Raw genomic sequence first — 12761 nt, forward strand, 5'->3', positions numbered from 1 at the left:
ACGGACGACATGACCGCACTGAGCCGCCCCGACTACGCCGCCCTCTTCGGCCCCACCACCGGCGACCGGATACGGCTGGCCGACACCGACCTGCTGATCGAGATCGAGGAGGACCGCAGCGGCGGGCCCGGCCGGGCCGGGGACGAGGCCGTCTTCGGCGGCGGCAAGGTGATCCGCGAGTCCATGGGCCAGTCCCGCGCCACCCGCGCCGAGGGCGCCCCCGACACGGTGATCACCGGCGCCGTCGTCCTCGACCACTGGGGCGTGGTCAAGGCCGACGTGGGACTGCGCGACGGACGGATCACCGGCATCGGCAAGGCCGGCAACCCCGACACCATGGACGGCGTCCACCCCGACCTCGTCATCGGGCCCGAGACCGAGGTCATCGCGGGCAACGGCAGGATCCTCACCGCCGGGGCCATCGACGCCCACGTCCACTTCATCTCCCCGACCATCGTCGACGAGGCCCTTTCCGCGGGCATCACCACCCTCGTCGGCGGTGGCACCGGCCCGGCCGAGGGCACCAAGGCGACCACCATCACGCCCGGCCCCTGGCACCTTGCCCGGATGTTCGAGGCGCTGGAGGCGTACCCCGTCAACATCGGGCTGCTCGGCAAGGGCAACACCGTCTCGCGCGAGGCCATGTGGTCCCAACTGCGGGGCGGCGCGCTCGGCTTCAAGATCCACGAGGACTGGGGTGCCACCCCCGCCGCCATCGACGCGTGCCTGGGGGTCTGCGAGGAGAGCGGCGCCCAACTGGCCATCCACACCGACACGCTCAACGAGGCCGGATTCGTCGGCGACACGCTGGCCGCCATCGCCGGGCGCACCATCCACGCGTACCACACCGAGGGCGCGGGCGGCGGCCACGCACCCGACATCATCACGGTGGTCTCCCAGCCCAACGTGCTGCCGAGCTCCACCAACCCCACCCGGCCGCACACCGTCAACACCGTCGAGGAGCACCTCGACATGCTGATGGTCTGCCACCACCTCAACCCGGCCGTCCCCGAGGACCTCGCCTTCGCCGAGTCCCGCATCCGGCCCAGCACCATCGCCGCCGAGGACATCCTGCACGACCTCGGCGCGATCTCGATCATCTCCTCCGACTCGCAGGCCATGGGGCGCGTCGGCGAGGTCGTGCTGCGCACCTGGCAGACGGCGCACGTCATGAAGCGACGGCGCGGCGCCCTGCCCGGCGACGGCCGCGCCGACAACCACCGGGCGCGGCGCTATGTCGCCAAATACACCATCAACCCGGCCATCGCCCAAGGGCTCGACGGCGAGATCGGCTCCGTGGAGCCGGGCAAGCTCGCGGACCTGGTGCTGTGGGACCCGGCGTTCTTCGGTGTCAAACCGCAGCTCGTCATCAAGGGCGGCCAGATCGCGTACGCGCAGATGGGCGACGCGAACGCCTCCATCCCCACCCCGCAGCCGGTGCTGCCGCGCCCGATGTTCGGCGCCATCGGCCGCTCCCCGGCCGCCAACTCCGTCAACTTCGTCACCGCCACCGCACTGGAGGACGGTCTGACCGAACGGCTCGGCCTCGGCAAGCGGTTCGCCGCCATCCGCGGCACCCGCGGCCTCACCAAGGCCGACATGCGGGGCAACGACGCCCGGCCGCGGGTCGAGGTCGACCCCGACACGTTCACGGTCACCATCGACGGCGAGGCCGTCGAACCGGAACCGGCGGCCGAACTGCCCATGGCCCAGCGCTACTTCCTGTTCTGACCATGGACAGGGGTACAGCCATGGACACGGGTACGGAGATGCCCACTCGGCCCGGCGAGCCCGCCGCCGCGCCCGCCGCAGCCGAACGCGCACCCGGACCCGTCGCCGCGCCCGGAGCGTCGGCGGCCCGTGCCGCGCTGCTCGTGCTCGCCGACGGCCGCTTCCCGGCCGGCGGGCACGCGCACTCCGGCGGCGCGGAAGCCGCGGTCAAGGCGGGCCGGATCCACGACCCCGCGTCCCTGGAGGCGTTCTGCCGCGGGCGGCTGCACACCGCCGGGCTCACCGCGGCCGGGCTCGCCGCCGCGGCCGCCGCCGGGGTCGACCCGCTGCTGCTGGACGAGGCGGCCGACGCCCGCACCCCGGTGCCCGCGCTGCGCGCCACCGCCCGCCGCCTCGGCCGCCAGATGATGCGCGCGGTACGGGCCGCCTGGCCGTCCCCCGAACTCGCCGCCCTCGCCGCCGCCCGGCCCCGCGGCGCCCACCAGCCGGTCGTCCTCGGGCTCGCCGCGCGCGCCGCCGGACTGGGGGCCCTGGACGCCGCCCACGCCGCCGCGTACGAGGCGGTCAGCGGCCCCGCGACCGCCGTCGTACGGCTGCTGAGCCTCGATCCGTTCGACGCCACCGCCGTCCTCGCCCGCCTCGCCCCCGACCTGGACCAGGTCGCCCGACGCGCCGCCGACGCCGCCCACCGGGCCCTGCGCGACGGCACCGACGTGCTGCCCGCCGCCTCCGGCCCGCTGCTCGACATCGCCGCCGAAGCGCACGCCACCTGGCCCGTACGCCTCTTCGCCTCCTGACCTCGGCCTGACCCCGACGTAAGCGCTCCCGATCACCAGCACTGCCGACCGCCAGCACTCCCGACGCCCGTACCCCCGACACACCCGCGACACCACCCCTCACCACAGCCGGAGCCGCCGCCATGCACCTGGACCACGCGGAGACCTTCCCGCACCGCCACACCTACAGCGCCGCCGACCCGCACCGCCCCGACGGCGCCCGGCGCGCCCTGCGCATCGGGCTCGGCGGGCCCGTCGGCTCCGGCAAGACGGCCACCGTCGCCGCGCTGTGCCGCGCGCTCCGCGACGAGCTGCGCATCGCGGTGGTCACCAACGACATCTACACGCGCGAGGACGCCGAGTTTCTGCTGCGCAACGCCGTGCTGCCGCCCGAGCGCATCACGGCCGTGGAGACCGGCGCCTGCCCGCACACCGCCATCCGCGACGACATCTCCGCCAACCTCGAAGCGGTCGAGGACCTGGAGGACAGCGTCGGCCCGCTCGACCTGGTGCTGGTCGAGTCCGGCGGCGACAACCTCACCGCGACCTTCTCCAAGGGTCTGGTCGACGCCCAGATCTTCGTCATCGACGTCGCGGGCGGCGACGACATCCCGCGCAAGGGCGGGCCCGGCGTCACCACCGCGGACCTGCTCGTCGTGAACAAGACCGACCTCGCCCCGCACGTCGGCTCCGACCTGGACCGCATGGCCCGGGACGCCGCGGCGCAGCGCGGCGCACTCCCCGTCGCCTTCACCTCCCTGGTCGCCGACGGCGGGGTGAGGCCGGTCGCGGACTGGGTGCGCGAGCGGCTCGCGCGGTGGGCGGCGGGCACGCCATGACCGTCACCGCGCACGCCGCCGCCGAGCCGGGCCGCCGGGGCGGTGGCCTCACCGCCACCGCCCGCGTCGTCGCCACCCCCGACGGGCGCGGCGGCACCGCGCTGCCCGTACTGGAGGGGGCGGGGCCCTTCGCGCTCCGGCGGGTCGGCGGCCGCGGCACCGCGGTGCACCACACGCAGCCGATAGGCGGGCCACACCAGCCGCACGCGGCACCGGGCGCCTCCGAGGCGCACGTCGCGCTCGTCGGCGCCATGAGCGCGCCCCTCGGCGGCGACCGGCTGCGGCTGACCGCGGCCGTCGAGGAGGCCGCCGCACTGCGGGTGACCAGCACGGCGGCCACCATCGCCCTGCCCGGCCGCGACGGCGCGCCCGCCACCTACGACACGGTGCTGAGCGTCGGTGACGGCGCCCGCCTGCGCTGGCTGCCCGAACCGCTGATCTCGGCCCACGGCAGCGACCTGACGATGACCACCCGGGTCGACCTGGCACCGACCGCGCGCCTGGTGCTGCGCGAGGAGCAGGTCCTGGGCCGCGCCGGCGAGCCACCCGGCAGGCTCACGACCCGGCTGACCGTCCACCGCGCCGGGCGCCCCCTGCTGGACCAGGAGTTGGCCTACGGGCCCGGCGCGCCCGGCTGGGACGGCGCGGCCGTGCTCGGGGGCCACCGGGCGGTCGGCCAACTGCTCGTCGTCGACCCGGCGTTGGCGGACCGGCCGCCGCGCCCCGTGCTGCTCGGCGAGACCGCGGTGCTGACCCCGCTGGCCGGCCCCGCGCTGCTCGTCACGGCCGTCGCGGGCGACGCGCTCCGGCTGCGCCGACTGCTCGACGACGCGTCCGAGCTCACGGCTTGGTAAAGAAACCCCGTCGTGACCTGTACTGATCGGCAAACGAGAGGCGAGGATCCTCTCGACCAACCGCCGCCACAAGCGGCACACCCAGCAGGGGGAGTTACCCACGTGAGACGTACAGCAATCTTCGGCGCCACCGGTGGCGTCGTGACCGGCGTCCTCATAGCCGGGGCGCTGGCCGCGCCCACGGCCAGCGCCGGCCAGCGCACGCCCGGCGGCGACGCCGAGGCCCGCGGTGTGAAGATCGCGGCGGCCCGTGCCGCCAAGGCGGGCATCGACTGGCAGGACTGCCCGAAGGACTGGGGGCTGGACAAGCCGATCCAGTGCGGCTTCGTCAGCGTCCCGCTGGACTACGCCAAGCCGAACGGCCGCAAGATCAAGATCGCCGTCGACCGGATCGGCAACACCGGCACGGCCGACGAGCGCCAGGGCTCGGTCCTGTACAACCCGGGCGGACCGGGCGGTTCGGGTATGCGCTTCCCCAAGCGCGTCACCACCAAGAACCCGCTGTGGGCCAAGACCGCGAAGGCGTACGACTTCGTCGGCTTCGACCCGCGCGGTGTGGGCCACTCGACCCCCATCTCCTGCGTCGACCCGCAGGAGTTCGTCAAGGGCCCCAAGCTCGACCCGGTACCGGACAGCGAGGCCGACAAGCGCGTCCAGCGCAAGCTCGCCAAGGACTACGCGGCAGGCTGCAAGGCGCGCAGCGGCTGGATGCTGCCGCACATGACCACGCCGAACACCGCCCGCGACATCGACGTCATCCGCGCCGCGCTCGGTGAGAAGAAGCTCAACTACATCGGCGTGTCCTACGGCACCTACATCGGCGGCGTCTACGCCACGCTCTTCCCGACGCACGTGCGCCGGATGATCGTGGACAGCGTCGTCAACCCCGCGCAGGAGAAGATCTGGTACCAGGCCAACCTGGACCAGGACGTGGCCTTCGAGATGCGTTGGGACGACTGGAAGAAGTGGGTGGCCAAGTACGACGCGGCCTACCACATCGGCGACACGCCCGAGAAGGTCCAGAAGCAGTGGGAGACGCTGCGCGCCACCGCCAAGAAGAAGCCGATCGGCGGCAAGGTGGGCCCCGCCGAGCTGCTCGCCTTCTTCCAGAGCGCCCCGTACTACGACGGTGCGTGGACCGAGGTCGCCCAGGCGTGGAGCGCCTACCTCGCCGGTGACGAGAAGCCGCTGATCGAGGCCGCCGCGCCGGACATGTCCGACACGGCGGGCAACATCGCGTCGGAGAACAGCAACGCCGTCTACACCGCGGTGGAGTGCGCCGACGCCAAGTGGCCGACCAGCTGGAGCAGGTGGAACCGGGACAACACCCGTCTCCACAAGGACTACCCGTTCCTGACCTGGTCCAACGCCTGGATGAACCTGCCGTGCGCCACCTGGGGAGCCCCGCAGCAGACCCCGCTCAAGGTCGGCGCCGACAAGGGCCTGCCGCCGGTGCTCATCGTGCAGTCCGAGCGTGACGCCGCCACTCCGTACGAAGGGGCCGTCGAACTGCACAAGCGCCTCAAGGGCTCGCGCCTGATCACGGAGAAGGACGCCGGTTCGCACGGCGTCACCACCGAGATCAACCCGTGCATCAACGACCGGGTGGACAGCTACCTGCTCAAGGGCAAGGTCGACGCCAAGGACGTGACGTGCGCCCCGCACGCCACGCCCAAGCCGGAGGCCAAGAAGTAACCACCGCTCACCGCACCACGCCGCGCCCCGCTTCCGGATCCCGGAGCGGGGCGCGGCACGTCGCCAGCCGGACGCGCCAGCCGGACCCGCCGGGCGGACGGGTCAGCCGAACGCGTCCGCGAAGGCGGCCCTCGTCGGCGAATCCGTACGGCGGTCCAGCACCGCGAACACCACCCGCTCGAAGCGCCCCGCGAACCGCCCCGCCCCGGTCAGCTCACCGGCGAACGCCGCCGCCACCTGGGCCGGATCGTTCTGGAACACCCCGCACCCCCACGCCCCGAGCACCAGCGCCCGGTAGCCGTGCGCGGCCGCGACGTCCAGCACCCGCCCGGCGCGCGACGCCAGCACCGCCGGGATCCGCGCCACCGCCGCCGGGTCCCGCCGGGCGATGACCCCCGCGTTCGGCGCGGGCGAGGTGAGGAAGCCCACCGTGTACGGAGCGGCCAGCAGCTCGCCCCGGTCGTCCCGGAAGACCGGCACGGCGGGGGAGTGGATCACCCGGTCGCTGTAGAACGGGCTGGGGTCCGCGCGGTGCGCGGCGTAGAACTCCGGCACCTGGCGCAGGCACGTGTACAGCGCCGAGGACCGGCACAGCGCCTCCTCCTGCGCCTGCGCGCCGTTGAGGAACCCGCCGCCCGGATTGCGGGCCGACGCGAAGTTGAGCACGCCGACCGTCCCGGAGACCTCCCGCACCAGCCTGCGCGCGGCCGCCAGACTGCTCTCCGCCGTCACCTCGAAGGCCGTGGCACGGGCCGGGGCGGCCGGCTCGTACGCCACAGGACCCGGACCGTACCCCCGGGTCCCCGCCCTCGCCGCGGCGACGGTCTCGGCGATCACGACCTCGCCGCCGCCCGGCGCGGTGTAGCGCCCGGCCGCCACGATCCCCTCGGTCTCCTTCGCGATCTGCCGCAGTCGCGCGCTCATCCCCATACCCCCGTATCGTCCCTCATCAGGGAATGTCCCTCTTTCACGGCCCCGAGGCTACGTGGGCGATGATCACCGCGCGACGGAATAACCGTGCCCGGCCAGCCAGGCGTCCTCCGCCGCGTAGTCGAAGAGGTCCAGGTGCGGGTCGTACGCCTTCGCCATCTCGGGGAACGCCGCGCGCCAGTCCGGCTCCTCGGCCAGCCGTCGGGCGAGCCCCTCGGCCGTCTCCGGCAGGGACGCGGCGTAGTCGGTCACCGGCCGGTAGCCCAGCTCGCGCTCCGCCGCCGACATGTCGCACACCACCGGCCGGGCGGCGCTCCACGGGGTCTGCCCCACCGGGCCCGTCTCCGGCGCGCCGTCCATCAGCACCAGCTCGCTCTCCGGGGCGCCCAGGGCCGCGTCCACCGCCGCCGAGATCTCCGCCACGGTGGGCGCCTGTGGATCGGCCGCGTTCAGCACCCGTGAACCCGGTCGCCGCGCCGCCAGCCGCACCAGCTCCGCGATGTTGGCGACATGCACCGGATGGAACCTGCTCTCGCCGCGGTGGGCCAGGATCCGCGTCCGCCGGCCGTCCACGACCCGCTTGACGAAGTGCAGCTCGCGCGGTGTCCGGCTGTGCGGGCCGTGGATCGCCCCCGCCCGCAGCAGTGTCGCCGGCAACCGGCCGTCCGTCAGCAGCTCCCGCTCCAGTGCCGCCTTGCGGGTGGCGTAGGTCCCCTCACCCGGCTCGACCGTCGGCTGCGACTCGGGGATCGGCACCGGGTACGCGGGGGACCCGTCCGGCTCGTTCTGGGTGTCGAGACTGCGGCCCTGCCCGTCCTCGTACACCGCGACGCTGGAGATCACGACGGCCGACCCGATCCGGTCCGCCAGTCCGAGCAGCTGCCGCGCCTCGTCGCGCCCGTACGCGACGCAGTCCACCAGGACGTCGCAGCCCTCCCCGAGGGCGTCCGCCAGGGCCGCGTCGTCCGCGCGGTCCAGCCGCACCGCCCGAACCTCCGCGGGCCAGCTCGCGTCGCGGCCACCGCCGCGCGACGCCGCCCGCACCTGGAATCCGTCCGCCGCCAAGGCGCGGACGGTCGCCCGCCCGACCTGGCCCGTCGCCCCGATCACGAATGCGCTCTGCTGAGTCATGCCGGGGACGCTACGGCGCGCCGTGCCGTACGTCTCGCCGGGTTCGCCCTGCGCTGATCTGCTGTCAGCGAAGAGGACCGAACGGCCCTCAGTTCCGGGTCACGAGCACCCCGAGTGTCAGCAGCCCCAGCACCACCCAGGTGAACCAGAGCCAGCCGCTGCTGCCCAGGGTCACGGTGTACGCGGTCACCACGACCAGGCTCCCCACCGTGAACCCCGCCATCGCCTTCGTCGATCCGGGCATTCCGGGCATCCCCGCAACCTCCTCAACGAGGCCCGGCGGCGCCCCGCCCGGACCACGGTTCAGGAGACCATCGTCCCCCGCCGGGCCCCGCACCGCTACGGCGAGTGCGTCGAGATCACGTCCGATCCGGATGCGGCTCAGCGGCCGCTGCGGGCCTGGAGCGAGGCGAGGTAGGCGTTGTAGGCCTCCAGCTCGCGGTCGCCGTCGCGGTCCGCCACCCGGTCCTTGCGCCGCGCCTGGCGCTGCTCGGACCGGTACCACTGGTAGACCAGCGCCAGCAGCACGACCACCGACGGGATCTCGCTGAACGCCCACGCGATGCCGCCCGCCGCGTTCTGGTCGGACAGCGCGTCGATCCCGAGCGACGCCGGCGGGTTCTTGTACGTGTCGATCATGGGCTCCGACGCCATCATCAGCGCGATCCCGAAGAACGCGTGGAACGGCATGCCCGCGAACAGCTCCAGCATCCGCATCACATAGCCGGGCCGGTGCGGCCCCGGGTCCACGCCCATGATCGGCCAGAAGAAGACCAGGCCCACGGCGAGGAAGTGCACCATCATCCCGATGTGCCCGGCCTTGCTGCCCATGAGCGTGGAGAACAGCGGGGTGAAGTACAGCGCGTACAGGCTCGCGATGAACAGCGGGATCGTGAACGCCGGGTGCGTGACGATCCGCATGTACCGGCTGTGCAGCAGCGCGACCAGCAGCTCCCGCGGCCCCTTGCGGCCCCGCCCGGCCGCCGGCAGCGCCCGCAGCGTCAGCGTCACCGGGGCGCCCAGCAGGAGCAGGATCGGCGACAGCATGCTGATCACCATGTGCTGCACCATGTGCACGCTGAACATGACCATGCCGTAGTCGTTGAGCTTGGTGCACATCACCAGCGCGACCGACAGCACACCCGTGACGAACGCGACGGTACGCGCCACCGGCCAGGCGTCACCGCGCCGCCGCAGCCGGAGCACGCCCCAGCCGTACAGCACGATCCCGAGCGAGCAGCTGATCAGGAAGAACGGTTCCCCGCTGAACTCCAGCCCTCGCGACAGCGTGAACGGCGGCAGATCCATCATCATGCCGTGCCCACCGTGGCCGCCGTGTTCCATCCGCTCTCTCCTGTTTCGCACCAGTGCGTCCGCACCAGACTAGAACCGCCCCCGGCCATAGCTGTGGCCGGGGGCGGTTCCGCGCGCACTCAGCTCACAGCACGCACTCGGACTCGGCGTACCGCTCCACTGGCACCGTCTTGAGTGTCTCGACCGCCTCGGCCAGCGGCACCAGCGTGATGTCCGTGCCGCGCAGCGCCGTCATCATCCCGAACGCGCCCTGGTGCGCGGCCTCCACCGCGTGCCAGCCGAACCGGGTGGCCAGCACCCGGTCGTACGCCGTCGGGGTGCCGCCGCGCTGCACATGGCCCAGGATGACCGGCCGCGCCTCCTTGCCCAGGCGGCGCTCCAGCTCGACCGACAGCTGCCGGGCCACGCCCGCGAACCGCTCGTGGCCGTAGACGTCCTTGCCGCCGGTGTCGAACTCCATGGAGCCCGCCCGCGGCTTGGCGCCCTCCGCGGCGACCACGATCGCGAACTTCTTGCCCGCCGCGAAGCGCCGCCCGACCACCTCGGTCAGCTCGTCGATGTCGAAGGGGCGCTCGGGCACCACGATGGCGTGCGCGCCCGCCGCCATGCCCGAGTGCAGCGCGATCCAGCCGGTGTGCCGCCCCATGACCTCCACGATCAGCACCCGCTGGTGGGACTCGGCGGTCGTCTTGAGCCGGTCCAGCGCCTCGGTCGCGACCCCGACGGCCGTGTCGAAACCGAACGTCACATCGGTGGCGGCGATGTCGTTGTCGATGGTCTTGGGGACGCCGACGATCGGCAGCCCGGCGTCCGACAGCAGCCGGGCGGCCTTGAGGGTGCCCTCGCCGCCGATCGGGATGACGGCGTCGAGGCCGAGCTCGGCGACATGCCCCCTGGCCCGCTCGACCCCGTCCCGCAGATGCGCCGGCTGGACCCGGGACGAGCCCAGGACGGTGCCGCCGAGCGCCAGGATGCCGTTCACCGCGTCGAGGTCGAGCTTGCGGTAGTCGCACTCCAGCAAGCCCTTCCACCCGTCGTGGAAGCCGATGACGTCGTCGCCGTGGTCGACGACGGCGCGGTGCACGACCGACCTGATGACGGCGTTCAGACCGGGGCAGTCGCCGCCGGATGTGAGGACACCAATGCGCATGTGTTCGGGTACCTCTGCAACTCAACCAGGTGTGCCCGGACCACGTCGTCCGGTCGGAATCCCGGCCACCCTAAACCAGCCCGTCCGGCCTTCGAGAACGATGCCCGAGTGCTGGACGGGCCCGCGTCATGCCCCCCCGGGGGGCGTCAGGCCGAAGCCTGCGTCGCCGCGGCGATCCGCTCCGCGCGCAGCGCGTCGTACCACTGGTCGTTGACCGGCGGCAGCGCGTTCACGTCCAGCGCCAGCTTCAGCAGCAGGTCCGCGATCAGCGGGTTGCGGGCCAGCACGGGACCGTGCATGTACGTGCCGAAGACGGTGTCGTTGTACGCGCCCTCGTAGCCGTCGCCCGTGCCGTTGCCGTTGCCGAACCGCACCCGCGCGAACGGCCGCGCGGTCGGGCCCAGGTGGGTGACGCCCTGGTGGTTCTCGAAGCCGGTCAGCGGCGGCAGGCCGAGCCGCTCGTCGATGTCGGCCAGGACGTCGCCGACACACCGGGCGCCCTCGCCGCGGGTGCTGACCACGTCCAGCAGGCCGAGCCCCTGCTCCCGCTGGCCCAGGTCGTTGATGAACTCGTGGCCCAGGATCTGGTAGCCGGCGCACACCGAGAAGACGATGGCGCCGTTGGCCACCGCCCGGTTCAGCCCGCCGTCGCGCCGCAGCCGCTCGGCCGCCAGCCGCTGCGGCCGGTCCTCGCCGCCGCCGACCAGATAGATGTCCCCGGAGGTGGGGATCTGCTGGTCGGAGCGGACGTCGACGCGGGAGACGTCCAGGCCGCGCTGGCGGGCCCGGCGCTCCACGACCAGCACATTGCCCTGGTCTCCGTACGTGCTCAGCAGGTCGGGGTAGACCCACACCAGGCGCAGACTGCCGTTCTGGCTCATGTTCGCAATCCTTCTCCGTACTGCGTACGGGCTCGTACTCGTACGGGGGTCAGTTGCCGACGCGGCGGCGCAGGTCCTGGAACGCGGTGTAGTTCGCGATGGTCTCGATGCGGCCCGGCGGGCACATCGCGACGGCCTCGTCCACGTTCTCGCACACCCGGAAGTCGAGCCCGGCGACCTCCAGCCGGACCGCGAGGTCGAGCTTGCGGTCACCGATGACGCAGATCGGGTGCCCGGCGAGCCGGGTGTAGTCCACGTCCCACAGCCAGGAGGTGTCCGTGCCGTCCGCGCCGCGCGCGTTGACCGACAGGATCACGGGCGCGGGCGGCCCGTCGATCAGGGAGAACGTCTCCAGCCAGCCGGCCGGGTTCTTGGCCAGCAGCAGCCGCAGCTCGCGGTTGTTGAAGGTCACCACGTCGTACCGGCCGGCCACCGCCTGCACCTGGTACATCCGCTCCAGCGCCACCTGCGGCGGCACCCCGAAGACGGCGGCGACGGCGGCGGAGGTGGCGGCGTTCGCCTTGTTGGCGCGGCCCGGGAGCTGGAGGTGGATCGGCCACGCCGAGCCCTGCGGGTCCAGGACGTAGTCGCCGTTGAGCGCCCAGCTGGCCTGGGGGCGGCGGAAGCCGCACGCCTGGCAGCCCCAGTCGTTGCCCGGGCGGGACAGCACGCCGCCGCAGGACGGGCAGGACCAGGCGTCGTCCTTCCACTCCTGGCCGGCCCCGACCCAGACCACGTTGGGGGAGGAGGACGCGGCCCACACGATCAGCGGGTCGTCCGCGTTGGCCACCACGACGGCCTTGGTGCCCGCCAGGCCCTCGCGCCACTTCTCGGCGAGCATGCGGGTCTCCGCGGCCCGGTCGAGCTGGTCGCGGGAGAGGTTCAGCAGCGCGATGCACTTGGGCTCGGTGTCCCGCGCCACCCCGGCGAGGTACTTCTCGTCGACCTCGATGACGCCGAACCGGGCGTCGGAGCCCCGGCGAGCGCCGAGGTGATGCCGGCCGGCATGTTGGCGCCGAGCGCGTTGGAGACCACCGGGCCCGCGGCCCGCAGCGCCTCGGCGATCAGCCGGGTGGTGGTGGTCTTGCCGTTGGTCGCCGAGACCAGGGTCACGTCCAGGTGCTGGGCGAGTCGACCCAGCAGATCGGGGTCGAGCCTGAGGGCCACCTTGCCGCCGATCACCGAGCCGCTGCCGCGCCCCGCGGCCTTCGATACCGCTGCCGCGGCCTTTCCCGCCGTCACGGCCAACTTGGCCCGCGGCGACAGCGGCGCCGAATTGCCTGCCATCGTCCTAGATCCTCCTTGCGTCCAGCGCCGCGCCCTCCCCCTGGGCCGCGTGGATACGCCCCCTCCGTGCCCGTTGGCCTGTCGGGAGGCATCGGTCGTGGATCAGCCTATCGAGATCCGGCCGCCGACCCGAATCCCGCCACCCGCAGACCAGGGGCGGGGGCGCTGTGCCC

The 12761-nt window shown here is 73.2% G+C and carries 11 protein-coding genes and 1 pseudogene; 5 read left to right on the forward strand and 7 right to left on the reverse strand.

The window, feature by feature from the left end:
* Window positions 1–9: 9 nt before the first annotated feature.
* The 5 genes from Q3Y56_RS32275 to Q3Y56_RS32295 all read left to right on the forward strand — a co-directional run bounded on the left by Q3Y56_RS32275 (window position 10) and on the right by Q3Y56_RS32295 (window position 5895).
* Complete coding sequence (locus Q3Y56_RS32275) at window positions 10–1731, forward strand: urease subunit alpha (protein ID WP_304465894.1); 1722 nt, start codon at window positions 10–12, stop codon at window positions 1729–1731.
* A gap of 20 nt (window positions 1732–1751) precedes the next feature.
* Window positions 1752–2528, forward strand: a complete 777-nt coding sequence (locus tag Q3Y56_RS32280) for an urease accessory protein UreF (RefSeq protein ID WP_304465263.1) — start codon at window positions 1752–1754, stop codon at window positions 2526–2528.
* A 122-nt stretch (window positions 2529–2650) separates the two neighbouring features.
* Window positions 2651–3346: an urease accessory protein UreG gene (gene ureG, locus Q3Y56_RS32285; protein WP_304465264.1), complete on the forward strand. Its 696-nt coding sequence runs from the start codon at window positions 2651–2653 to the stop codon at window positions 3344–3346.
* Window positions 3343–4200 (forward strand): urease accessory protein UreD, encoded by an 858-nt coding sequence (locus Q3Y56_RS32290; protein WP_304465265.1) that lies wholly within the window; start codon window positions 3343–3345, stop codon window positions 4198–4200. The genes ureG and Q3Y56_RS32290 overlap by 4 nt, the downstream gene beginning before the upstream one ends.
* A 102-nt stretch (window positions 4201–4302) precedes the next feature.
* Window positions 4303–5895: an alpha/beta hydrolase gene (locus Q3Y56_RS32295; protein WP_304465266.1), complete on the forward strand. Its 1593-nt coding sequence runs from the start codon at window positions 4303–4305 to the stop codon at window positions 5893–5895.
* Between the two features lie 102 nt (window positions 5896–5997).
* On the opposite strand, the gene Q3Y56_RS32300 is transcribed toward Q3Y56_RS32295, so the two are convergent.
* The 7 genes and pseudogenes from Q3Y56_RS32300 to Q3Y56_RS32330 all read right to left on the reverse strand — a co-directional run bounded on the left by Q3Y56_RS32300 (window position 5998) and on the right by Q3Y56_RS32330 (window position 12588).
* A complete protein-coding gene (locus Q3Y56_RS32300) occupies window positions 5998–6819 on the reverse strand; it encodes a TIGR02452 family protein (protein ID WP_304465267.1) in 822 nt (273 codons plus the stop codon).
* Between the two features lie 72 nt (window positions 6820–6891).
* The gene (locus Q3Y56_RS32305; RefSeq protein WP_304465268.1) at window positions 6892–7956 is read right to left on the reverse strand and encodes an NAD(P)-dependent oxidoreductase; all 1065 of its coding nucleotides are present in this window, start codon (window positions 7954–7956) and stop codon (window positions 6892–6894) included.
* Between the two features lie 88 nt (window positions 7957–8044).
* On the reverse strand, window positions 8045–8209 hold the full coding sequence (locus Q3Y56_RS32310; protein ID WP_304465914.1) for a hypothetical protein: 165 nt from the start codon (window positions 8207–8209) through the stop codon (window positions 8045–8047).
* Between the two features lie 128 nt (window positions 8210–8337).
* A complete protein-coding gene (locus tag Q3Y56_RS32315) occupies window positions 8338–9300 on the reverse strand; it encodes a cytochrome c oxidase assembly protein (protein WP_304465269.1) in 963 nt (320 codons plus the stop codon).
* 94 nt (window positions 9301–9394) lie between these two features.
* Complete coding sequence (locus Q3Y56_RS32320; protein ID WP_304465270.1) at window positions 9395–10420, reverse strand: 6-phosphofructokinase; 1026 nt, start codon at window positions 10418–10420, stop codon at window positions 9395–9397.
* A gap of 146 nt (window positions 10421–10566) precedes the next feature.
* On the reverse strand, window positions 10567–11301 hold the full coding sequence (locus tag Q3Y56_RS32325) for a type 1 glutamine amidotransferase (protein ID WP_304465271.1): 735 nt from the start codon (window positions 11299–11301) through the stop codon (window positions 10567–10569).
* Between the two features lie 49 nt (window positions 11302–11350).
* A pseudogene (locus Q3Y56_RS32330) lies at window positions 11351–12588 on the reverse strand (MurT ligase domain-containing protein).
* Between the last annotated feature and the right edge of the window lie 173 nt (window positions 12589–12761).

This window comes from Streptomyces sp. XD-27, from assembly GCF_030553055.1.
In the GTDB taxonomy this organism is placed as follows: domain Bacteria; phylum Actinomycetota; class Actinomycetes; order Streptomycetales; family Streptomycetaceae; genus Streptomyces.

Excerpts from the sequence above, each read along its gene's own strand:
- Q3Y56_RS32275 (WP_304465894.1), top strand. The coding sequence starts at position 10 with ATGACCGCACTGAGCCGCCCCGACTACGCCGCCCTCTTCGGCCCCACC.
- Q3Y56_RS32280 (WP_304465263.1), top strand. The coding sequence starts at position 1,752 with ATGGACACGGGTACGGAGATGCCCACTCGGCCCGGCGAGCCCGCCGCC.
- ureG (WP_304465264.1), top strand. The coding sequence starts at position 2,651 with ATGCACCTGGACCACGCGGAGACCTTCCCGCACCGCCACACCTACAGC.
- Q3Y56_RS32290 (WP_304465265.1), top strand. The coding sequence starts at position 3,343 with ATGACCGTCACCGCGCACGCCGCCGCCGAGCCGGGCCGCCGGGGCGGT.
- Q3Y56_RS32300 (WP_304465267.1), bottom strand. The coding sequence starts at position 6,819 with ATGAGCGCGCGACTGCGGCAGATCGCGAAGGAGACCGAGGGGATCGTG.
- Q3Y56_RS32305 (WP_304465268.1), bottom strand. The coding sequence starts at position 7,956 with ATGACTCAGCAGAGCGCATTCGTGATCGGGGCGACGGGCCAGGTCGGG.
- Q3Y56_RS32310 (WP_304465914.1), bottom strand. The coding sequence starts at position 8,209 with ATGCCCGGAATGCCCGGATCGACGAAGGCGATGGCGGGGTTCACGGTG.
- Q3Y56_RS32315 (WP_304465269.1), bottom strand. The coding sequence starts at position 9,300 with ATGGAACACGGCGGCCACGGTGGGCACGGCATGATGATGGATCTGCCG.
- Q3Y56_RS32320 (WP_304465270.1), bottom strand. The coding sequence starts at position 10,420 with ATGCGCATTGGTGTCCTCACATCCGGCGGCGACTGCCCCGGTCTGAAC.
- Q3Y56_RS32325 (WP_304465271.1), bottom strand. The coding sequence starts at position 11,301 with ATGAGCCAGAACGGCAGTCTGCGCCTGGTGTGGGTCTACCCCGACCTG.